The following is a 21,897-nucleotide window of genomic DNA, read 5'->3' as shown; positions in this document are numbered from 1 at the left end:
AATATCTTACTTTTGAATTTTCCCTTACATATAAGGCTAACTCGTATGTAGTTTTTTACTATGCGATATATTTTTGTTGAATAATAAAAATTGTAGAAAATAAAAAGGGCTTTACAGCCCATTTCCTTGTCTAAAAAATAGTCTTTCCATACTTTTTACCACGTTTTTTGACAATTTTTCAGAGAGTTTTTGCTTACGTTGATAACTGACCGAGATAATTTTATGGGTATCTAAATGCGATAAGATAAAGTCATCACTGGTACTAATTTCGTCAACTAAACCTTTATCTTTAGCTTGAGTAGCAAACCAATGTTCGCCGGTAGCAACTTCATCTATATTGATATTAGGCCGATATTCTTTCACAAAATCCTTAAATAATAGATGCGTTTCTTCCAGCTCTTGCTTAAATTTTTGACGACCTTCATCCGTGTTTTCACCAAACATCGTTAATGTACGTTTGTATTCACCTGCGGTCTGTAATTCAATATCGACATCATGCTTTTTAAGTAAACGATTGAAGTTTGGAATTTGCGCAACCACACCAATTGAACCAACGATTGCAAAAGGTGCCGCGACTATTTTATTGGCGGTACATGCCATCATATATCCACCACTTGCTGCAACTTTATCGACAACGGCGGTGAAAGGAATATTACGTGTTCTAAAACGTAATAGTTGCGAAGCCGCTAAACCATAACCATGAACGACCCCGCCTGGGCTTTCAAGCTTAACGACAACTTCATCTTCGGGTTTAATAATGGCTAAAACCGCAGTAATTTCTTGGCGTAATTCGTCAACTTCATGTGCATCCATACTGCCATTAAACGATAACACAAATAGTTTTGGTTTGGACTTTTGCGGTGGTTCGCTTGAGGCTTCAATAGCTGAGCTATCTACAGCCGTGGTATCTACCGTTTGTTCACTGCTTTTTATTTGTTGTTTCTTTTGTTTAATCGCTAATTTTGCTTGTTTTTTCTCATTTTTTTTCTGTTTTTTTAGATCTTTATTAAACTGTTTAGCCTCAACTTCATCCATGCTAGAGACTAACATATCATCTTTAACTTGTTCGTATTCTTCACTGATATCTTTAACAGATAGGCGTCCTGCTGCTGTTACCGATTTTCGACGTTGACTGATAATAAAAATCAGTACCGCTAAAATAGCGACTACCACTGTCACGGTCTCAGCTAAAAAAAGTGCATATTGTGAAAAAAAATTCATTTAACAATTATCCTTAGAGTGAATGTTACAATTATTATAACAATATAATAAAGGAATGTGCCGAAAATTAACAAAGATAAAATTGTTGCTTTATTCGGCAAATCAAATTATTTATACTGATAGCCTAATTTACTGTTATATGAGAATTAAAATGTCTTTACGTCCAATTACCGAAATCGCCAAGCAAGCTAATATTCCTGAGGAGTTTGTACTACCTTACGGCAAATATGTCGCAAAAATTGACTTATCACTTATAAACGCCAACCAAAATAGAGAAAATGGTAAATTAGTCCTTGTAACAGCCATTACGCCAACGCCTTTAGGTGAAGGGAAAACCGTCAATACTATTGGACTAAGTGAAGGTCTAAACTATATTGGGAAAAAAGCAATTGCTTGTATTCGTCAACCAAGTCTTGGTCCCGTTTTTGGCGTTAAAGGTGGGGCCGCCGGTGGTGGGCAAGCCGAAGTATTACCCATGGAAACCTTAAATCTACATTTAACAGGTGACATTCATGCAATTACTGCGGCTCACGATTTAGCTTCTGCTGCATTGGACTCTCGTTTATATCATGAAGATCGTTTAGGTGATGAATTTACCGCACAAACAGGGTTAGCCCGATTAAATATTGATGTCAATCGTATCGTTTGGAAACGTGTTATCGATCACAACGATCGTGCTTTACGCAATATTACTGTTGGAGTTGGTGGAGGCTTAAATGGCGTTGAAAGACGTGATGGTTTTGAAATAACAGCTGCATCAGAATTAATGGCAATTTTAGCGTTAGCCTCAGATTTACAGGATATGCGTGCTCGTATTGGTCGCATTATATTAGCTTATAATACGCAAGGCCAACCAATCACTGCCGAACAGCTTGAAGTAGCTGGCGCAATGACTGTATTACTAAAAAATGCTATTAATCCAAATTTAATGCAAACAGTTGAGAATACGCCGGTGTTAATTCATGCAGGTCCTTTTGCTAACATTGCACATGGAAACTCCTCGGTGATTGCTGACCGCATTGCATTAAAACTTGCCGACTATGTGGTTACTGAAGCTGGATTTGGTTCTGACATGGGAATGGAAAAATTCTTTAATATCAAATATCGTCAAGCAGGTATCAAAGCCGATTGCGTGGTATTAGTGGCAACTGTTCGAAGTTTAAAATCTAACAGCGGTAAATATAATATTAAACCGGGTCAAGCAATTCCAAAAGAAATCTCTGAATCTAATGTTGAATTACTTGAAATTGGCGCCGCTAACTTAGCATGGCATATCAAAAATGCCAAAAGTTATGGGCTACAAGTCATAGTTGCGATTAACCGTTTCCCACATGATAGCGAAGAAGAACTCGCATTCTTACAAAAATATGCCGTTGAACATGGCGCATTTGCTTGTGAGGTTAGCGAAGTGTTTACAAAAGGTGGCAAGGGTGCTGAAAAATTAGCTAACCATGTAGTTAAAGCGTGTGAGATGCCAAGTGAAATTAAATTACCTTACCCTAACACAATGCCACTAATTGATAAAATCCAAACTATGGTGAAAAAATACGGTGCTAACAAAGCTAACCTATCAGCTAAAGCAATCGAAAATATCAAAGAAATTGAGGCATTAAAGCTCGATCATCTACCGCTATGTATTGCTAAAACACCAATGTCAATTAGTGCTGATGCCAACTTAAAAAATGTGCCAACCAACTTTGACGTTGACATTAGCCATTTAGCAATTTCAGCAGGGGCGGGATTTATTCGTGTTTACGCAGGCAATGTGATGACTATGCCAGGGCTTGGGACTAATCCGGCTTATCGACAAATCGATATTGACAAAGATGGTAATATTGTAGGTTTAAGTTAATGCAAGAAGTGATTATGCAAACCAAACAACAATATAAAGCGTTTATTGATGAACAAAACTGTATAGGTTGTGGCAAATGCATCCGCGTCTGCCCGACAGATGCAATTGTTGGCAGCAAACAAGTATTACATACCATTTTGCCGAAGTTATGTACATCATGCAGTAATTGCATCAATACCTGCCCTACCGACTGTATTACCCTAAGTACTTTAGGTGAGGCATTAACCGAAAGTGAAGAGTTACAATTAACACAAAAAAAACAACAACGGTTAAATCACAATCAACTGGTACCACCAACGATCTTATTTCCGCGCACAATGGAAGTTAAAAACACAAGTGATACGAGTCAAAAAGATCGAAAACAATCCATTGCTGATGCAATAGCCAGAGTTAAGGCAAGAAAAAACCTCGCTAATTAGCGAGGTTTTCAATTTAAGCAGAATAAATGCTAACAACCCATTGAGCTATTAGCATTCTCAACAATTAGTCTTTATTGTTACTTCTAAATGCGCGCTTACGATCATTTTCAGTTAAATGACGTTTACGTAAACGAATAGACAATGGCGTAACTTCGACTAACTCATCATCATCAATAAACTCTAATGCTTGTTCTAATGACATTTTCACTGGTGGTGAAAGCGTGGTGGCTTCATCAGTACCTGATGCTCGCATATTGGTTAGCTTTTTACCCGTTAAACAGTTAACGGTTAAATCATTAGAGCGTGTATGAATACCAATAATTTGACCTTCGTACACTTCGGCACCATGACCCAAGAACAACTTACCACGGTCTTGCAAGCTATAAAGTGCATACGCTAATGCTTTACCCGTACCGTTAGAAATCATCACACCATTATTACGTTGGCCAATTTCACCAGGACGAACATCATCATAATGGCTAAAAGTCGAATAAAGTAAACCAGTACCTGAAGTCATTGTCATAAATTCCGTTCTAAAACCGATAAGACCACGACTAGGAATAACATAATCTAAACGCACACGCCCTTTACCATCAGGTAACATATTAGTTAGATCACCTTTACGCAAACCAAGTGCTTCCATCACTGAACCTTGATGTTGTTCTTCAATATCAAGCGTTACTTGTTCAAAAGGTTCTTGTTTTTTACCGTCGATTTCACGATAAATAACTTTAGGACGCGAAACACCTAACTCATAACCTTCACGGCGCATATTTTCAATTAACACAGATAAGTGCAACTCACCGCGACCCGACACTTTAAATGCATCAGGATCAGGCGTTTCCTCAACACGAAGTGCCACATTATGAACCAGTTCTTTTCTTAAACGTTCTAAAATTTGACGAGAAGTGACAAATTTACCTTCCTTACCGGCAAAAGGTGAACTATTAACATTAAAGAACATAGTAACCGTTGGTTCATCTACGGTTAACGCAGGTAAAGCTTCAACACAACTATTATCACAAATCGTATCAGAAATACCCAATTCACCAAGACCAGTTAAAGCAATAATATCACCCGCTTCGGCAACTTCAGCTTCATAACGTTGCAAGCCTAAATGACCTAAAACTTGACCCACTTTACCAGTACGTTTGTTGCCCTCACTATCAACAATTGTTACTTGTTGATTTGGTTTAACTCGACCACGTTTAATACGGCCAATCCCGATAACTCCAACATAATTATTATAATCAAGTTGTGAGATTTGCATTTGGAATGGACCATCTAAATCGACTTTTGGTGGCTCAACATATTTCACAATTGCTTCAAATAATGGTGTCATGTCTTGCGCCATATGCTCATGATCAAGACCTGCAATACCCATTAATGCTGAAGCATAAACTATTGGGAAATCCAACTGTTCATCAGTTGCACCCAAATTAACAAATAGATCAAAGACTTGATCGACAACCCAATCAGGTCTTGCGCCTGGACGGTCAACTTTATTAATAACAACAATTGGTTTTAACCCATAAGCAAACGCTTTTTGTGTTACAAAACGGGTTTGTGGCATAGGACCATCCATTGCATCAACAAGCAATAATACCGAATCAACCATCGACATTACGCGTTCAACTTCACCACCAAAATCGGCATGTCCTGGGGTATCAACGATGTTAATGCGATACCCATTCCAATTAATAGCCGTATTTTTAGCTAAAATAGTAATACCACGCTCTTTCTCAAGCGCATTTGAGTCCATTATTCGCTCGTTATCATCACCACGCAAATTATCAAGCGTGCCCGATTGTTTCAACAATTTATCAACCAATGTTGTTTTACCATGGTCAACGTGCGCAATAATGGCTATATTTCTTAAATTTTCAATCACAATTAAAATCCCAATTAGGAGACAGATTCTTTAGGCGCAATATTGTACACCTTTTTACTCGAAATGTTGATCTATATCACAAAGTTTATTTATCAGACTATTTATTGGTAAAAAATCAATAAAAATCTTATTGTTTTACACCATCTAAAACTGATGGAGCACAGACTTGCTGATAAAATTGTGCGGCAAATTCATCAACCTTAGCCCAATTGGTATATTCAATCACAGGTTTAGTCACATCAGTATCGCCCTTTCCTAACCACATAATAAAGCGAATCATATTACGATCGAACCAATTATATTGAGGATAATAAAGTGCACCAGCAAAAACCGCTTTAATGGTCGGATTCCAGGCAATTTTAGCTAAAAACTTTTTAGTATATAAATTGGTTTCTGGCGTATTTTTATTTGGCTTACGAGCCACCACATTGACACCAAAAAAACCAGATCGAATGGTATTTAATTGCTGATAATTATCATCGATAAATTGCTTCATCACTTTACTATAAAAACCATAACGTATTGAAGATCCCAACAAAACTGCCTGATATTTAGTTAAATCAATATGGCTATCAGGCAAAAGTTGAATAACATCACAGTCGCATTTATCACCAAGCTGTGTTTTTATGCGTTGCATGATTTTGAGGGTTTGCTTTTCATGCGTAGTATAAAGTAATAAAACTTTCACAACATGACTCATAACATTGCTTCCTTATCTAATAAGACATTGGCAAATTTCACTATTACTTTTTTCATGATAAAAATTAATAAATTCGGGGTGATTTCATTAAAAACTTTGATTATAGTAATAAACAAATTTACACAAAATTAAAGAAACCGGACAGATTATGACGATTTCAGTTCCAAAACTTAGTGCTATTATTTTGGCTGCAGGGAAAGGCACACGGATGTACTCCAACCTACCTAAAGTTTTACATAAAATTGGCGCTAAACCGATGTTACAACATGTTATTGACACAGTTCAACAACTAAATACCGATCAGATCAATATTGTTTATGGTCATGGAAAAGAGCAATTAGAACACGCACTCAAAAATCAACCTGTGCACCTTATTTATCAAGCAGAGCAGCTCGGTACGGGACATGCAGTACAACAAGCTATTCCTCATATTGCAGATAACCAAGACATTTTAATTTTATACGGTGATACCCCGCTCATATCACAACAAACTTTAGAAAACTTAATTACCAGCAAACCAGAACAAGGCATAGCACTATTAACGGTTATACTTGATGATCCAACAGGTTATGGCAGAATAGAACGGAAAAATGGTCAAGTCATTGCCATTGTCGAACAAAAAGATGCGTCACCAGAGCAACAAAAAATAAATGAAGTCAACACCGGCATAATGCTTGTTACTGGTAAACTACTTAAAAAATGGCTATCGCAAATAACCAATAACAATGCCCAAAAAGAATATTACCTAACCGATATCATTGCGCTGGCACATCAAGATGGCTACCCTATCCTGACATCTCACCCCGTGCAACAATTTGAGGTAGAAGGTGTAAATAACCGCTTACAATTAGCCACCCTAGAACGCCAATACCAGCATCAACAAGCACAAAACTTATTACTAGCGGGTGTAACATTACTCGATCCTAACCGCTTTGATTTACGCGGTACACTTACCCACGGTAAGGATGTCACCATCGACAGTAATGTTATCATTGAAGGGCAGGTAAAGTTAGGCAATAACGTCACCATTGGTGCAGGTTGTATTTTAAAAAATTGCACTATTGACGACAATTCAATCATAAGTCCTTACAGCATAATCGAAGATTCAACCATCGCACAGCAATGTACTATAGGTCCATTTGCTCGACTCAGACCCGGTTCACAGCTTGATGAACAAGCCCATGTAGGTAACTTTGTCGAACTCAAAAAAGCTCATCTAGGCAAAGCAAGCAAAGCGGGGCATTTAAGTTATCTTGGTGATAGTGAAATCGGCAACAACGTCAATATTGGCGCAGGCACCATCACCTGTAATTACGATGGCGCAAACAAATTTAAAACCATTATACAAGATGACGTATTTGTCGGCTCCGACTCTCAGCTAATTGCTCCAGTTAACATTGGTAAAGGTGTCACTATTGCTGCCGGCACAACTGTCACCACCAACGTTAAGGATAATGAATTGGTAATAAGCCGAGTAAAACAAAAACAGATTTCTGGTTGGAAACGTCCAACAAAGTTAAACAATAAGGAATAAATTATGTGTGGAATTGTGGGTGCTATCGCCAAACGTGATATTGCTGAAATATTACTGGAAGGATTAAAACGTCTGGAATACCGAGGATATGACTCAGCAGGACTTGCTATTATCTCACCAACAGGCGAACTGCAACGCGTTCGGCGTGTAGGAAAAGTACAAGCATTAAAAGATGCGGTTGAAGCCCATCCACTTAAAGGCAGTACAGGAATAGCCCATACCCGCTGGGCAACTCATGGTGAACCTGTCGAACGCAATGCCCATCCACATGTATCGGATTTTATTGCTGTTGTTCACAATGGTATCATCGAAAACTTCGAACCTTTACGTGAAAAACTCATTGCCAAAGGTTACCAATTTCGCTCTGAAACCGACACAGAAGTGATTGCCCACTTAATTCACGACATCATATCAACTGAAGGTTGCTCATTATTTGAAGCAGTACAAAAAGCCATACCTCAATTAAGAGGTGCTTACGGCACCGTTATAATGGATACACGTAATCCCGATATTTTGGTTGCGGCTCGTTCAGGCAGCCCTCTCGTGATTGGCTGTGGTGTTGGTGAAAACTTCATTGCTTCCGATCAACTTGCCTTACTGCCGGTTACACGTCAATTCATCTATTTAGAAGAAGGTGATATCGCACTAGTAACACATCGCACCGTGACCATATTAGATAAAAACTTTCGCGAAACAACGCGCCCTTGTGTTGAATCTGATGCTAGATACGATGCCGGAAGTAAAGCTGGTTTTAATCACTATATGCAAAAAGAGATTTATGAACAACCAAACGCCATTAAAAATACCCTTGAAGGTCGTATGCAACATGGCAAAGTTGACTTATCCGAACTGGGTGAAAAGGCTGAAACCATCTTAAAACACGTAGAACATGTACAAATTGTTGCATGTGGAACAGCGTATAATGCCGGCATGGTTGCGCGATATTGGTTCGAAGCTTTAGCGGGTATACCTTGCGACGTCGAAATCGCTTCAGAATTTCGTTACCGTAAGCCTGCTCGTCGCAAAAACAGCCTATTTATCACCCTATCCCAATCAGGCGAAACCGCAGACACTCTAGCAGCACTACGGTTAGCGAAAGAAAATAACTACCTAAGCACATTAGCTGTTTGTAATGTGGCGGCATCAACACTAGTACGTGAAGCAGATTTGGTACTCCTTACCAAAGCAGGGGTTGAAATTGGCGTAGCATCGACTAAAGCCTTCACGACGCAATTAACCGTACTGCTTTTATTAGTTGCCAAACTTGGGCGACTCAATGACATGGCCGAAAGCACCGAGCAAGCAATAGTCCATGCACTACAAACCTTACCAAATCGTATAGAACAAGTTTTAATGACAGAGCCAGAAATCAAAAAACTTGCAGGGCAATTTGTCGATAAGCATCATGCGCTATTTTTAGGACGTGGTGACGAATACCCAATAGCCATGGAAGCGTCCTTAAAGCTAAAAGAAATATCCTACATTCATGCCGAGGCTTACGCAGCAGGCGAGCTCAAGCACGGCCCATTAGCACTCATTGATGCAGATATGCCTGTCATCGTGATGGCACCAACGAATGAAATGCTAGAAAAATTAAAATCCAATATCGAAGAAGTTCGAGCGCGAGGCGGTCAACTATACGTATTTGCTGAACAAGAAGCAGGATTTGTCAGTGATGACACAATGCACATCATCAACCTACCACATATAGAAGAACTCACTGCGCCAATCTACTACACAGTACCAACACAGCTACTGGCGTATCACGTAGCATTAATTAAAGGAACAGACGTCGATCAGCCAAGAAATCTGGCAAAATCGGTAACAGTAGAGTAAGTTTCGCTATATAAAATGTGAGGAATTAATGTAGGTTTTGATATCATCATCAAAACCTATGTTTCCACATTAAACAAATCAGATAAAGATTGAAAACACTTACCCAAAAAAATCTTTATAACAATTAAACCACTTTTTCCCCTGATAAAAACGCATATTTGACTGCTACAAAGCCAAAATTGAATTGGTCGTTAACCAATCAGTGAGTCATTAAAAATAACAAAATCACCAATACTCTAACTTACGATAAAAAGTAGTATTGGTCACACCATCGGGCGTTATGCAATACCCATATGTCCAATCACCGTGTTGATTATGTTTAGCAAATGTACATTTGATATTGTATGAATTCGAATTGTCAGTTTGATTATTTTTAGATTGACTATTATTCACATCATCATCAATGCTCTTACTTTTTACCTTTATTAACCAACCTGCTGGATTATAGGAATATTCACCTAAACTACACCCATCATCCCAGCATTCAGTATAACGAACAACTTTATTATTTGCGTATTCATATCGCCTTTTTAACGGTTGTTGCCAAACCGCATCATCAGTATTTTTCTCAATAAGTTGACCTGACTGATTATAGATAAGTGAACTGACATTTTGTTGCTTATCATCAACAATCGAAGTAATGTTCTGCTGTTCATTTAATTTAAACCAAAGTTTTTTATTAAGATATTTGATTGAATGAACGGAATAATCAACATCAATATTATACTGTGCATCACTGGTAATAGCTTTTTCAAAAAAACCTTGCTCATTTGCATGGTAAATTGTTTTTAACGGGCCATCATTATCTTGAGCGTAAGTTGTAATTATCTGTTTTTTTATTATTTTTTCAGTAGGCATGAATTCAGGATCGGAAAAGATATTATAACTATTATTAATATGGATAGGATTCATTTCGTTTGCAAAGCACAATCCATTAAATAAAAAAAGACAACTTAAACTGATTAAAAATTTTTGCATAATTCGATTCTGATTATTTTTTGTTATTTAAATTTATAAAAATTATACAATTAATCTTACAAAGATGCATTAATAAAACTTACGCTTTAAACATAGTTTACCGATACCCCTTATGGCTTCCGCAAAAATTGTGATCTTAATCACAAAAATAAAAAATAGCCCCATACAAACACTGTGACCCTGATCACATTTGTCAATTTTTTTGGATGAATCAAATAACGATATCCTTCTACAATAGCTGCATAATGATTATATCAATCAATAAGGAAAGATTTAAATTATGACAAGTGCAAACATCAAATTGAAAGTCCAAAATTTTGGGCGATTCCTAAGTAATATGGTGATGCCCAATATTGGCGCATTTATCGCTTGGGGCTTTATCACCGCGATTTTTATACCTACCGGTTGGTTTCCAAACGCGACCGTAGCTAAATTAGTTGAACCTATGATTACCTATTTATTGCCACTGTTAATTGGATATACAGGCGGTAAATTAGTCCATGGTGAACGAGGTGCGGTTGTTGGTGCAATCACAACGATGGGCGTTATAGTCGGTTCGTCAATTCCAATGTTTTTAGGTGCAATGATAGTCGGTCCACTTGGAGGATGGGTCATTAAACATTTTGATAAAGCTGTTGATGGTAAAATCAAAAGTGGATTTGAAATGTTAGTGAATAACTTTTCGGCCGGTATTATTGGCATGTTACTCGCTTTATTGTCATTTTTTGCAATTGGCCCTTCTGTTGTTGTCGCATCAAGTGTATTAGCGCAAGGTGTCGATTTTATGGTCCAGCATAATTTGTTACCATTAACTTCAATCATTGTTGAGCCAGCTAAAATATTATTTTTAAATAATGCCATTAACCATGGTGTATTTTCACCTTTAGGAATTCAACAAGCAGCTGAGCACGCTCAATCAATATTCTTTTTGATCGAAGCAAATCCTGGTCCTGGTTTAGGTTTGTTAGTTGCTTATATGTTATTTGGTAAAGGCGCGGCTAAAGGCTCAGCAAGTGGCGCGGCAATTATTCATTTCTTTGGTGGTATTCATGAAATTTACTTTCCCTATGTGTTGATGAATCCTCGCTTAATTATTGCCATGATTTTAGGTGGCATGACTGGTGTATTTACATTGACGTTATTTGGTGCTGGATTAAGTTCTCCCGCTTCACCTGGATCTATTATTGCGGTTCTTGCTGTAACACCCAAAGATTCGATTGTTGGTGTAAGTGTTTCAGTACTTGCGGCGGCGGCTGTTACTTTTGTGGTTGCATCAATTCTATTAAAAACGACTAAATCTGCAACGAAAAGTCTTGATGAAGCAAAATCCGATATGTCGGCAATGAAAAGTGAAGCAAAAGGTAATAAAAATAGTGAATTAGATTTAACTCAAGTGAAAAAAATCATTGTTGCCTGTGACGCTGGAATGGGCTCAAGCGCAATGGGTGCTGGCGTTTTACGAAAAAAAATTCAGGATGCTAATTTAGATATTAATGTCAGCAACACCGCGATTAATAATTTACCGATTGAAGTCGATATTGTTATCACTCATAAAGATCTCACCGATCGAGCCAAACAATATGCCCCTAACGCACATCACATATCATTAACTAATTTTTTAGATAGTGAATTGTATACTCAATTAGTTAATGATTTAATCCATGCTAACAATAAAAAATCATCGACTGTATCAAGCGACAACTCACAATCGTTTGGGCATAAACCCTTATTTAAGCTAAGCGAAAAAAACATTTTCCTAAACTTAACAGCCAACACCAAAGAAGAAGCGATTCGTTTTGCAGGTCAAAAACTCGTGGATAATGGATATGTAAAACCCGCTTACATCGAAGCAATGCTTGAACGTGAAAAATTAACTTCTACTTATTTAGGTGAATCGATAGCTGTACCACATGGTACTATCGAATCCAAAGATGAAGTCATTACAACAGGTATTGTATTTTGCCAATATCCATCGGGTGTTCAATTTGGTGAAGAAGAAAGTGATAAAGCCAAAATAGTCATTGGTATTGCGGCTCGCAATAATGAGCATCTAAGTGTCATTGCAAAACTAACTAATGCACTTGATGATGAAAGCATTATTGCTAAACTGGCTAGTACAAATAGTATTGAAGAAGTTTTAGCGATATTAAGCTAAAACAAGGTGTAATTCATTTATTATGAAATTACAACTAATAAATTGATTATTAAATATATTGTTAAGGGTTATTATTATGCAAGCATTACACTTTGGTGCCGGCAACATCGGCCGAGGTTTTATCGGAAAATTACTCTCAGACACAGGCATACATGTTACCTTTGCTGATGTAAATCAACAAATTATAGATGCCATTGCTGAGCGCCATGAATATCCGGTAAATGTGGTTGGCGAGCAATCGACGACAGAAATAGTTAAAAATGTCGATGCTATCAATAGTACATCAGCAGAAGTTATCGACTACATCACTAAGGTCGATTTAATTACGACAGCGGTTGGTCCACAAATTTTAACAAGAATTGCCCCTGCTGTTGCCCAAGGTATTATTGCCCGACACCAACAAGGTCAGACAAAACCACTCAATATCATTGCTTGTGAAAACATGGTACGCGGTACTAGCCAATTTAAGCAAGAAATTGTTAAAGCCCTACCTCAGCACCTACATCAATGGGTAAATAATCATATTGGTTTTGTGGATTCCGCTGTTGATCGCATAGTACCGCCTGCAACATCAAAAACAGGCGATATACTCGAAGTTACCGTTGAAACTTTTTCTGAATGGATTGTGGACGAAACCCAGTTTGTTGGCACCATTCCATCAATTAACGGAATGCAACCAGTTGATAATTTGATGGCTTTTGTCGAACGCAAACTATTTACGCTAAATACGGGACATGCTATTACCGCTTACTTAGGCTTTTATAATAATATTAGCACCATTCGTGATGCAATTTTAGATGAACGAATTCGGTTAATTGTTCGCGGAGCAATGGAAGAAAGTGGTTTAGTATTAATCAAACGTTATAATTTTGATGAACAAAAACATATGGCGTATATCGAAAAAATCTTAACCCGTTTTGAAAACCCTTATTTACACGATGATACTGCTCGAGTAGGACGCCAACCAATACGCAAATTGGGTGCCGGCGATCGTTTAATTAAACCGCTTCTTGGAACCGTTGAATATCAAGTTAAAAATACGAATTTACTTATTGGTATTGCAGCAGCACTTAACTACCGTAACAACGATGATGAACAAGCAGTCGAGTTGGCCAAACTTATCTTAGAAAAAGGTGTAAAACAAGCTTTTTCCGAGCTCTCAGGTATTGATGTTAATAATCCTATTGTTAAGCAGATTGAAGAAATTTATACTGCAATGCAAAATCATCAATTTATTTAACTTCTAATGCCCGAATCGATATTACAAGAAGATACGATACTTGAAAAACTTAACCAGCAAGCTGATATTTACAACTTGCTGGTAGTTGCAATTAAATTAATTAATGACAGTGTTAATCAATTGATTCTAAAGGTTTTTCGTAAAGAGCCGCATGCTATAAAATTTGTGATCCCCTCGTTAGTGGGTAAAAATGGACCGCTTAATGATACCTCTGTATGCTTAAAACTACTGTATGCTTTAGGCATTATCAGCCGTGAAGATTATGAAGACATAGAACTATTAATTGCCATTTTAGAAGAACTTGAACAAGATGATAAAAACTACACCTATTTAGATGATGAAATTCTTGGACCAATTAGCTTATTACATGACATGGTACTGCCACCTAATTGGGCATCACAACACGAAAAGGCCAAGCAATCGGGTATTGTTGACACCTTAAAATCGTCCATGTTTCAAAATCGCTATCAACAAATGATTCGTTCAGCATTAATCATCGCGATCACAGATTTGACGCTTCGAATTGTTAATAAACAAAAAATTGATTATTTCCCATAAATTTTGCAGTGATTTGACTTAATTTATCTGAAAAAGTAATGCGTTTTAATCATGGCTTTTGTTATTACATTCAATGTTGGCTAAAAGCTTATAACTAACGATTTAATTGAGTGATTATTTTTTTCATAAAATTATCGATTATTTAGTCATTTTATTATTCTATTTGAGCTTTATTTCCCACAGTTACTATTAGTCGGTATAATGCCTACAATTTTATTGTTAAGTGGATTATGCATGAAAACATTATTTGCCAGTACTTCACGAGGTCTGGAAGAGTTATTAAAAAAAGAGTTGGAACAAATTGGCGCTAGCGAGTGTAAAATTGTGCAATCGGGCGTCTATTTTAATGCTGACGAAACAACATTATATCAATCGTTATTATGGTCTCGTTTAGCATCACGTATTTTATTACCTATTGCCGAATTTGATATTTATAGCGATTTAGATCTTTATTCGTGTGTAGTTAATATTAAATGGACGGATATTTTTGCGGTCGATAACTCGTTTGTGATTAATTTTATTGGCGTAAATGATTTTATTCGCAATAGTCAATATGGTGCCTTAAAGATTAAAGATGCCATAGTTGACCATTTTACAAGGCATACTAATGAGCGACCTAATGTAGCTAAGCAAGATCCCGATATTCGTCTTTATGCTTATCTTAATAAAAATCGCGTTACACTTTCTTTAGATTTAAGTGGTGACAGTTTGCACCAGCGAGGCTACCGCCAACAAACTGGGCAAGCACCGTTAAAAGAGAGCTTAGCTGCGGCAATCATTATGCGCTCTGGCTGGCAAAACGATGAACCATTAATCGATCCTATGTGTGGATCGGGCACACTTCTAATCGAAGCAGCAATGATCGCATCAAAAATTCCACCAGGACTACATCGCAAACAATGGGGCTTTTTTGCTTGGAAAGGATTTAATCCAACACGCTGGAATGAACTACTTTTTGCTGCTAAACACAATATTTGCAAAAGCACGACTCCATTTATCGGTTACGATAATAATTCGGTTGTTCTTCAGCGTGCTGAACAAAATGCAATTCAAGCGGGAGTAGGTGATTTAATTACTTTTGCTATGCAAGATGTCACTCAACTCACTAACCCTTTGCCTACAGCGTCTATAGGGATGATTATTAGTAACCCACCTTATGGAGAACGCTTAGAAAGCGAACCTGCACTTATTGCCTTACATACAGCATTAGGTCAACGAATTAAACAAAACTTTGGTGGGTGGCGATTATCATTATTCAGTGGTGCACCACAATTATTAGATTGCTTACAGATGCGCGCCGATAAACAGTTTAAAGCCAAAAATGGACCTTTAGATTGTGTGCAAAAAAATTATGTTATTGCTAAACGAGATAATTCACAATCACTCAATTCACCAACTTTACCAGCTTTGGATTTTACAAATCGATTACGTAAAAATAAACAAAAACTGGAAAAATGGGCGGCACAACAACAATTAGAATGTTACCGCCTGTATGACGCTGATTTGCCGGAATATAATGTTGCAATCGATCGATATAAAGATAAAGTCGTGATTCAAGAATATGCTGCGCCGAAAACTATTGAAGAACAAAAAGCCAGACAACGTTTGTTTGATACTATCAACGCCACGATGTCAGTACTTGAACTTAATGCCGATCAATTAGTGTTAAAAACCCGTGAAAAACAGAAAGGTAAACAGCAATACCAAAAACTTGCACAAAAACAAGATTACTTTTTGGTGCATGAATATGCTATTAACCAACGTCGTACCCAATTTTGGGTCAATGTCACTGATTACTTAGATACGGGTCTATTTTTAGATCATCGTTTAGCACGTAAAATGATTGGCGAAATGAGTGAAGGTAAAGATTTTCTCAACCTATTTGCTTATACAGGCAGTGCAAGTGTTTATGCTGGGCTTGGCAACGCTAAATCAACAACTACAGTTGACATGTCTCGCACCTACTTAGAATGGGCGGATCGTAATTTAAAACAAAATGGTTTAACAGGTAAAAAGCATCGTTTAATTCAAGCTGACTGCTTGCTTTATTTAGCACAAAGTGAAGAACAATTTGACTTAATTTTTATCGATCCACCAACGTTTTCAAATTCAAAAAGAATGCATGATACGTTTGATGTGCAGCGTGATCACCTAAAATTGATGACTGATTTAAAACGCTTATTACGACCTAACGGCACGATTGTTTTTTCCAATAATAAACGCGGATTTAAAATGGATGCTGACGGCATGCTAAAATTAGGACTGACCTATCAAGACATTACCGACAAGACCCAGTCGCTAGATTTTAAACGTAACAAACATATACATTGCTGTTTTATTGTTAGACATAAAAAATAAAATATTCCGGAAGGTGACAAATTTAGGATGCAGTCTAATCTGCATCTCTTTACTTAAAATTTTTAAAACGTGAATGTGAAAATTTACGACTTTACAATGTGTTAATTACAGAATAACGGTCTAAAAATTAAAACTAAACGTGGAAGTTCGATACAATGGTGATGCTTTGCCTATTTGCAAATAAAACTTGTTTTGTGCTTGTTGATGCATAGGTTATCTTCGTTGAAGATGATGATTGCCCGTTCAAAATATCCAAAATGTGCTGAACTTGAAATTTGTGTAATACAAAATGTGAAGCAATAAACTTTTTTAGACACAAAAATTGAGGAACAGTATTTTTGGACCAAAAAACACAGATGTCCTCATCAAAGGACATCATAAAATAAAACTAACGAACTACTAATACTGAAGTCTGAGCGCCTCGTACCACGCCCGATGCATTGGATCCTAAAAGGTGAGTGGTAATATTTGGTCGCCTTGATCCTAAAATAATAAGATCAGGTTTGATTTCGTCAGCTAAAGCTAGAATTTCATCTCGTGGATTACCAAAAGCAATTGAAAATGATAAATTTTCACGCGGTAAATTAATCGAATCAATTAACCTGTGTAGTGCTTGCTCGGTTTGTACGGTTGCTTGATCTTTAAATTCATCAAATCCAAATGAATAGGCATTAACTATGGCCGATGCGACAGGTAAAGTATGAAAAAAAATAACTTTGGCATTGGATAATTTCGCTAAACATTCTAAATGCGGAATGACTTTTTGGGTTAATTCGTCCTCAAGGATATCAATAGGAACCAAAATTTTTTTATACATAACTGTTACCTCGCTGTGTAAAAATTTATAACTTACCTATTTTTTTTAATAGATCTTGATTCATTCATCATACTCGCTTTTAATTGATTAACGAATGATTTTTTGCATCAAAATCACTTCCTTAGCTGAATTAAGGTTATGAGGCTTGCACAGTTGAAATCCAAGTTTTCGATACAAAGCAACGACATCTGTCATTGCCGATAAAATGTTGGTATAAACTTTTTCATAACCAAGTAATTTTGCTTGTTGCACAGCAAGTTTAATCAACTCTTGACCAATACAAAGTTGTTTATATTCATTTTTTACATATTTATGTATTAATTCAGCAGTGGAATTATCATAATGGCGAAGACCAATACAACCTGCAATGCTTGCCGAAGTCGAAACACCGATGTGAGCAAGTATTAACATTCCTTTAGGGTATAATGCAGTGTGTACAATGGATTTAAATGCATTCTCCATAGTTAACGTGTACAAACTTGGACAAAAAAGATTAGCATATTCAGAAAAAAGTTGTTTCCCTTGTTCAAAATCACATGCTGTTTTAGCAATCTTATAAGTAACTAAAGGCATAAGACATTTCCTGAGCATTTACAATGACTGTTCAATAAACTTACACCTATTTTTCGATTAAATCATATTCATTATTTTTATTAATGCCATAGGTAACGTCATTGTTATAACAGTGTAGATGTTACTTTAAACTTTAAGCTGGTTTAGTTAATTGATTGTTAAATAATAAAGCGATAACATAACAAGCAATCAATGGTTAATGATAATTACTTAGTTAACTCTCTAAATCATAAGTCGTTATCATTATCTACGTATGATCGAATTAAAATTGGAGGCATATGACTAATATCATTTACAGATGTAATATTAAACCCACATTAACACAAGCTATTACGCTATATAATAATTGCAGTTTAGGTGAACGCCGCCCTATTGATGATCATAAGCGGTTTCAAGCTATGTTAGATAATGCAAATCTAATTGTTACTGCATGGGATAAGGATACCCTTGTTGGTATTGCCCGTTGCTTAACCGATTTTGTTTATATTACTTATTTAGCTGATCTTGCAGTTGATAATAGATACCAAAAACAAGGTATTGGTAAACAATTAATCAAAGAGGTACAAAATTATACAGGTTTAGATTGTGCGATTACTTTGCTGGCAGCACCGCAAGCGGTAGAGTATTACGGTCATATCGGTTTTAATTGCCATCCCTCAGCTTGGATAATAAAAGAAGAACTTAAATGAGAATAATCTTAGCATCAACGTCACTTTCTCGAAAAAAAGTATTAGAAAAGTTAGCTATTGCTTTTCAATGTGTTCCACCTATTTGTGATGAAACGCCATTACCGAATGAATCAGCAGAACAACTAGTCATACGCCTATCAAAACTTAAAGCACAATCATTAATAACTCAATATCCTAATTGTTTAATCATAGGATCAGATCAAGTGGGAGTTTTAGAGGATAAAATAGTTTGTAAACCCCATACTGTTGAAAACGCCCGCCAACAATTACGTAACAGTAGTGGTAAATCCTTCTATTTTTACACGGGTATGACGGTTATTAACACCGCTAGTGGACAATCGAACACAATATGTGAACCTTTTAAAGTGACGTTCCGCCATTTAACCGATGCAGAAATTAATGCCTATATAGCAAAAGAAATGCCACTACAATGTGCTGGAAGCTTTAAATGCGATGAATTAGGGATTACGTTATTTGATAAGTTAGAAGGTGATGATATTAATTCATTGGTGGGATTGCCACTATTAAAGCTCAATAAAATCATGATAGAAATGGGCTGCAATCCACTTTTCATGTAATACACATATTTTATGTTATATATGCAAACTATTCGACCAATCGACCAGCTGCCATTTTCATTATTTTTTGGCTATAATTTGCAACATCATGGTCATGTGTCACAATTAATAGCGCTGTTCCTTGCTGATGAATTTCGGTTAATAATTGCATAATTTCAGTCGAGCTTTCGTCATCTAAATCACTTGTGGGTTCGTCAGCAATCACGATTTGTGGCTGACAAATCAAAGCACGTAAAATAGCAATACGCCGCATTTCACCACCAGACATATTTGCTGGATAAGCATCTTGCAGATGGCTCACGTTTGCTTTCTCTAACAGTTGTTGTGCATAAGTTAGGCTTGTTTGATTGGCGCGCTTAGTTAGATAAAAAGGTAATCGTATATTTTCAAGCGCAGTCAAATTAGGTAATAAACTACTGCCTTGAGGAATATAACCAATATTCTGATTTCGAAATGCTGAAACTTGCTCATCATTAAGTTCAAAAAGATTAGTATCATTAATGGTAATTTTGCCCCGACTTGGCGTCAGTAACCCTGCAATCATATTAAGTAAAGTCGTTTTACCACTACCGGATTTACCCATAATACAAACAAAATCACCCTGTTCCATATTGAAGCTAATATTATCCACAGCTGAAAAAGTTTGTTGTGCGCGACGATAATCTTTACGCAGATTTTTAACGCTAAGTAACATTATTCCCCCTCTCTTAAAGTGCTGTAAGTATCAAATTTAGTCATAGATAAGGCAGAATAAATACAAGATAGCGGACCAATAATCACTGTGAGAATAAACACAATTACGGCATATATTATTGCATCAAATAACGAAATATTGACACATGGCAAACCAATTGATTGACAAATTAATAAACTAAAAGCATAAATCAATATAGCAGCAATCACAATGCCAGCAATACCACCTAATGCACTAATTATTAATGACTCTTTTAATAACATTTTAATCAAATCACGGCGTGATGCCCCAAGTATGCGTAATAAACTGATCTCGCGTTTACGTTCGTTTAATGAGGATGAAAAAATAACAAAGATCACAATAATAGCTAACACCCAAAAAATAGCCGATAAACTGTACACAATAGTTGAAAATCCACTTAACCATTTTGCAATATTACTTAACATACCTTTAGTCATGACAAAATCGATATTATAGTCCATAGCAAATTTTGGCATGATTTGATTGATAATATCTTTAGGTTGATAGTCATGATTCACTTTAATAAAGATAGAAGAAGCATAATCAGTAAAATGATCAACATCACCTTCTATTAATTTAGCCTCTTTCATTAGTTTTTGCGCAGCTGACATTGTCATAAAAACTGAAGTGTCAAAACCCATGCCTGTGCTATCCATTTTAGCTGCTATTTTAAAAGGCTGATTGAAAAATAGGATCTCATCACCTACTTGTGAAGTAATTTTAGCACCCACAACAACTTGATTGTCGGTTAATGGCTGGCTTAGTTGGGTTTGTAACCATGGTTTAATAACAAAATCACTTTGCTCATCAAAGCCAATTAGCTGTACTTTAGTCGTACAACATCCCGCGTTCAATGAAGCAATAAAAAGCTGCGGTGAAATAGCTTCAATCCCTTTAATATTTTTAATTTTATCAATTAAATCCACTTTTAGATAAAAACTACTTGGCTCACCCCGTAATAAAGCAACTTCCATATTCTTTTCATAACCATAAGGCACAATAAGAATATCAGCCCCTAACCGATCGGCCATGCCTGAAATGCCTTGACTAAGATTTTTCATTAATACACTGCCACCAAATAGTGTGGCTGAAAAAAGGGTAATAACAATAATCAAACAACAACTACGAAAAGGTCGTCTTTGAATATTTTTCCATGCTAAATGAGAAATAGTAATCGGCTTTTCTTGCATGTTAATTTCCTGCAATTATTGAGCTCTTTATTTATCTATTAATATTTATAATGATAAATTCTAAGCGTTAACTTGTTTAAACTAGTCATAATTTTGCTAGCTTATTTGTTACTCGTATCTTTTGGATATTTTATTTAAATAGACTAAATTGATGATTGATACCACAAATGATAATCCAGAGAGTAAAACCAAAGCAGGTTTAGCGCCCATATTGCATCGCATCATTTCGTTAGGGCAAACACCAATTAAAATAGTTGGAATCGCGGCTGCTAATAACGAGATGCAAGCTAATGACATTGTTAATCCCATACGAACAAATATCGTGCGGCTAAATAGCATTAAAACTCCAACGGCTATGACTAAACTACCGATGCCAAGTTCTGCTCTTAACGTCCAAAAACATCTCATAATTTTAGCGGGTGCACTATGCATATGTTCACTACCTGCTGCTTGGCTCATTGCATCAACCGGCATAGCTGAAGGTTCTGGTAAAGGGCAAACAGGTAAAATATACATTGGAAACAATATCAATAATGCGCCTAGCATGATAAAAAACAGGGATGAAATCATGCGATTTTTCATATAATAAACCT

At 36.5% G+C, this 21,897-nt stretch carries 19 protein-coding genes; 10 read left to right on the top strand and 9 right to left on the bottom strand.

The genetic code is table 11. From position 1 onward, the window contains the following. Positions 1–111: 111 nt before the first annotated feature. Entirely contained in the window at positions 112–1,221 is a 1,110-nt protein-coding gene (gene sohB / locus J3U63_RS08415) for a protease SohB (protein ID WP_267371249.1), read from the bottom strand. Positions 1,222–1,360: 139 nt separating this feature from the next. Here sohB and J3U63_RS08410 point away from each other — a divergent pair, with 139 nt between their 5' ends. Both J3U63_RS08410 and J3U63_RS08405 read left to right on the top strand, forming a co-directional pair. Then, positions 1,361–3,073 (top strand): formate--tetrahydrofolate ligase, encoded by a 1,713-nt coding sequence (locus J3U63_RS08410; protein ID WP_416381303.1) that lies wholly within the window; start codon positions 1,361–1,363, stop codon positions 3,071–3,073. Beyond that, positions 3,073–3,492, top strand: coding sequence for an RnfABCDGE type electron transport complex subunit B (locus tag J3U63_RS08405; RefSeq protein WP_065634698.1), 420 nt, complete (start codon positions 3,073–3,075; stop codon positions 3,490–3,492). Before J3U63_RS08410 ends, J3U63_RS08405 begins: the two co-directional genes overlap by 1 nt. A 64-nt stretch (positions 3,493–3,556) precedes the next feature. On the opposite strand, the gene typA is transcribed toward J3U63_RS08405, so the two are convergent. After that, positions 3,557–5,383: a translational GTPase TypA gene (typA, locus tag J3U63_RS08400; RefSeq protein WP_323849443.1), complete on the bottom strand. Its 1,827-nt coding sequence runs from the start codon at positions 5,381–5,383 to the stop codon at positions 3,557–3,559. A gap of 127 nt (positions 5,384–5,510) precedes the next feature. Beyond that, positions 5,511–6,083 (bottom strand): menaquinone-dependent protoporphyrinogen IX dehydrogenase, encoded by a 573-nt coding sequence (hemG, locus tag J3U63_RS08395; RefSeq protein WP_267333470.1) that lies wholly within the window; start codon positions 6,081–6,083, stop codon positions 5,511–5,513. A 148-nt stretch (positions 6,084–6,231) separates the two neighbouring features. Between hemG and glmU the strand changes: the two genes are divergently transcribed. After that, positions 6,232–7,617, top strand: coding sequence for a bifunctional UDP-N-acetylglucosamine diphosphorylase/glucosamine-1-phosphate N-acetyltransferase GlmU (gene glmU, locus J3U63_RS08390; RefSeq protein ID WP_267371245.1), 1,386 nt, complete (start codon positions 6,232–6,234; stop codon positions 7,615–7,617). A gap of 3 nt (positions 7,618–7,620) precedes the next feature. Continuing rightward, positions 7,621–9,453, top strand: coding sequence for a glutamine--fructose-6-phosphate transaminase (isomerizing) (gene glmS, locus J3U63_RS08385; protein ID WP_267333472.1), 1,833 nt, complete (start codon positions 7,621–7,623; stop codon positions 9,451–9,453). 225 nt (positions 9,454–9,678) lie between these two features. Here glmS and J3U63_RS08380 read toward each other — a convergent pair whose 3' ends face one another. After that, positions 9,679–10,431: a hypothetical protein gene (locus J3U63_RS08380; RefSeq protein ID WP_267371244.1), complete on the bottom strand. Its 753-nt coding sequence runs from the start codon at positions 10,429–10,431 to the stop codon at positions 9,679–9,681. Between the two features lie 280 nt (positions 10,432–10,711). Here J3U63_RS08380 and J3U63_RS08375 point away from each other — a divergent pair, with 280 nt between their 5' ends. The 4 genes from J3U63_RS08375 (at position 10,712) to rlmKL (ending at position 16,742) form a co-directional block, all read left to right on the top strand. Next, positions 10,712–12,586 carry a PTS mannitol transporter subunit IICBA gene (locus tag J3U63_RS08375; RefSeq protein WP_267333474.1) on the top strand — a complete coding sequence of 625 codons (1,875 nt, stop codon included), beginning with the start codon at positions 10,712–10,714 and terminating at the stop codon, positions 12,584–12,586. 76 nt (positions 12,587–12,662) lie between these two features. Next, complete coding sequence (locus J3U63_RS08370) at positions 12,663–13,826, top strand: mannitol-1-phosphate 5-dehydrogenase (protein WP_267371243.1); 1,164 nt, start codon at positions 12,663–12,665, stop codon at positions 13,824–13,826. Between the two features lie 6 nt (positions 13,827–13,832). Next, entirely contained in the window at positions 13,833–14,384 is a 552-nt protein-coding gene (locus tag J3U63_RS08365; RefSeq protein WP_267371241.1) for an MltR family transcriptional regulator, read from the top strand. Between the two features lie 234 nt (positions 14,385–14,618). Further along, complete coding sequence (gene rlmKL, locus J3U63_RS08360) at positions 14,619–16,742, top strand: bifunctional 23S rRNA (guanine(2069)-N(7))-methyltransferase RlmK/23S rRNA (guanine(2445)-N(2))-methyltransferase RlmL (RefSeq protein WP_267371239.1); 2,124 nt, start codon at positions 14,619–14,621, stop codon at positions 16,740–16,742. A 388-nt stretch (positions 16,743–17,130) separates the two neighbouring features. On the opposite strand, the gene J3U63_RS08355 is transcribed toward rlmKL, so the two are convergent. Then, entirely contained in the window at positions 17,131–17,559 is a 429-nt protein-coding gene (locus J3U63_RS08355) for a universal stress protein (protein ID WP_267333478.1), read from the bottom strand. 87 nt (positions 17,560–17,646) lie between these two features. After that, complete coding sequence (locus J3U63_RS08350) at positions 17,647–18,132, bottom strand: GNAT family N-acetyltransferase (protein WP_267333479.1); 486 nt, start codon at positions 18,130–18,132, stop codon at positions 17,647–17,649. 278 nt (positions 18,133–18,410) lie between these two features. Here J3U63_RS08350 and J3U63_RS08345 point away from each other — a divergent pair, with 278 nt between their 5' ends. Next, complete coding sequence (locus J3U63_RS08345; RefSeq protein ID WP_267343915.1) at positions 18,411–18,821, top strand: GNAT family N-acetyltransferase; 411 nt, start codon at positions 18,411–18,413, stop codon at positions 18,819–18,821. Next, positions 18,818–19,399: a Maf family protein gene (locus J3U63_RS08340; RefSeq protein ID WP_267343916.1), complete on the top strand. Its 582-nt coding sequence runs from the start codon at positions 18,818–18,820 to the stop codon at positions 19,397–19,399. The genes J3U63_RS08345 and J3U63_RS08340 overlap by 4 nt, the downstream gene beginning before the upstream one ends. Positions 19,400–19,427: 28 nt before the next feature. Here J3U63_RS08340 and J3U63_RS08335 read toward each other — a convergent pair whose 3' ends face one another. The 3 genes from J3U63_RS08335 to J3U63_RS08325 form a co-directional block, all read right to left on the bottom strand. Next, positions 19,428–20,093 (bottom strand): ABC transporter ATP-binding protein, encoded by a 666-nt coding sequence (locus J3U63_RS08335; RefSeq protein ID WP_267371237.1) that lies wholly within the window; start codon positions 20,091–20,093, stop codon positions 19,428–19,430. After that, positions 20,093–21,304: an ABC transporter permease gene (locus J3U63_RS08330; RefSeq protein ID WP_267333483.1), complete on the bottom strand. Its 1,212-nt coding sequence runs from the start codon at positions 21,302–21,304 to the stop codon at positions 20,093–20,095. The genes J3U63_RS08335 and J3U63_RS08330 overlap by 1 nt, the downstream gene beginning before the upstream one ends. A gap of 108 nt (positions 21,305–21,412) precedes the next feature. Further along, a complete protein-coding gene (locus J3U63_RS08325; protein WP_267333484.1) occupies positions 21,413–21,886 on the bottom strand; it encodes a DUF4418 family protein in 474 nt (157 codons plus the stop codon). Positions 21,887–21,897: the final 11 nt, after the last annotated feature.

It is taken from the genome of Gilliamella sp. B2838 (assembly GCF_026536185.1).
GTDB lineage: Bacteria > Pseudomonadota > Gammaproteobacteria > Enterobacterales > Orbaceae > Gilliamella.
The sequence above is the reverse complement of the archived record's forward strand: the minus strand, read 5'-3'. Positions and strand labels throughout refer to the sequence as shown.

Bases quoted from the DNA above. Each gene is read 5' to 3' on its own strand.
- hemG (WP_267333470.1), bottom strand. From the start codon at position 6,083: ATGAGTCATGTTGTGAAAGTTTTATTACTTTATACTACGCATGAAAAG.
- J3U63_RS08345 (WP_267343915.1), top strand. From the start codon at position 18,411: ATGACTAATATCATTTACAGATGTAATATTAAACCCACATTAACACAA.
- J3U63_RS08325 (WP_267333484.1), bottom strand. From the start codon at position 21,886: ATGAAAAATCGCATGATTTCATCCCTGTTTTTTATCATGCTAGGCGCA.
- J3U63_RS08410 (WP_416381303.1), top strand. From the start codon at position 1,361: ATGAGAATTAAAATGTCTTTACGTCCAATTACCGAAATCGCCAAGCAA.
- J3U63_RS08405 (WP_065634698.1), top strand. From the start codon at position 3,073: ATGCAAGAAGTGATTATGCAAACCAAACAACAATATAAAGCGTTTATT.
- J3U63_RS08335 (WP_267371237.1), bottom strand. From the start codon at position 20,093: ATGTTACTTAGCGTTAAAAATCTGCGTAAAGATTATCGTCGCGCACAA.
- J3U63_RS08370 (WP_267371243.1), top strand. From the start codon at position 12,663: ATGCAAGCATTACACTTTGGTGCCGGCAACATCGGCCGAGGTTTTATC.
- J3U63_RS08355 (WP_267333478.1), bottom strand. From the start codon at position 17,559: ATGTATAAAAAAATTTTGGTTCCTATTGATATCCTTGAGGACGAATTA.
- J3U63_RS08365 (WP_267371241.1), top strand. From the start codon at position 13,833: ATGCCCGAATCGATATTACAAGAAGATACGATACTTGAAAAACTTAAC.
- J3U63_RS08350 (WP_267333479.1), bottom strand. From the start codon at position 18,132: ATGCCTTTAGTTACTTATAAGATTGCTAAAACAGCATGTGATTTTGAA.
- sohB (WP_267371249.1), bottom strand. From the start codon at position 1,221: ATGAATTTTTTTTCACAATATGCACTTTTTTTAGCTGAGACCGTGACA.
- glmU (WP_267371245.1), top strand. From the start codon at position 6,232: ATGACGATTTCAGTTCCAAAACTTAGTGCTATTATTTTGGCTGCAGGG.
- glmS (WP_267333472.1), top strand. From the start codon at position 7,621: ATGTGTGGAATTGTGGGTGCTATCGCCAAACGTGATATTGCTGAAATA.
- J3U63_RS08380 (WP_267371244.1), bottom strand. From the start codon at position 10,431: ATGCAAAAATTTTTAATCAGTTTAAGTTGTCTTTTTTTATTTAATGGA.
- J3U63_RS08330 (WP_267333483.1), bottom strand. From the start codon at position 21,304: ATGCAAGAAAAGCCGATTACTATTTCTCATTTAGCATGGAAAAATATT.
- J3U63_RS08375 (WP_267333474.1), top strand. From the start codon at position 10,712: ATGACAAGTGCAAACATCAAATTGAAAGTCCAAAATTTTGGGCGATTC.
- rlmKL (WP_267371239.1), top strand. From the start codon at position 14,619: ATGAAAACATTATTTGCCAGTACTTCACGAGGTCTGGAAGAGTTATTA.
- J3U63_RS08340 (WP_267343916.1), top strand. From the start codon at position 18,818: ATGAGAATAATCTTAGCATCAACGTCACTTTCTCGAAAAAAAGTATTA.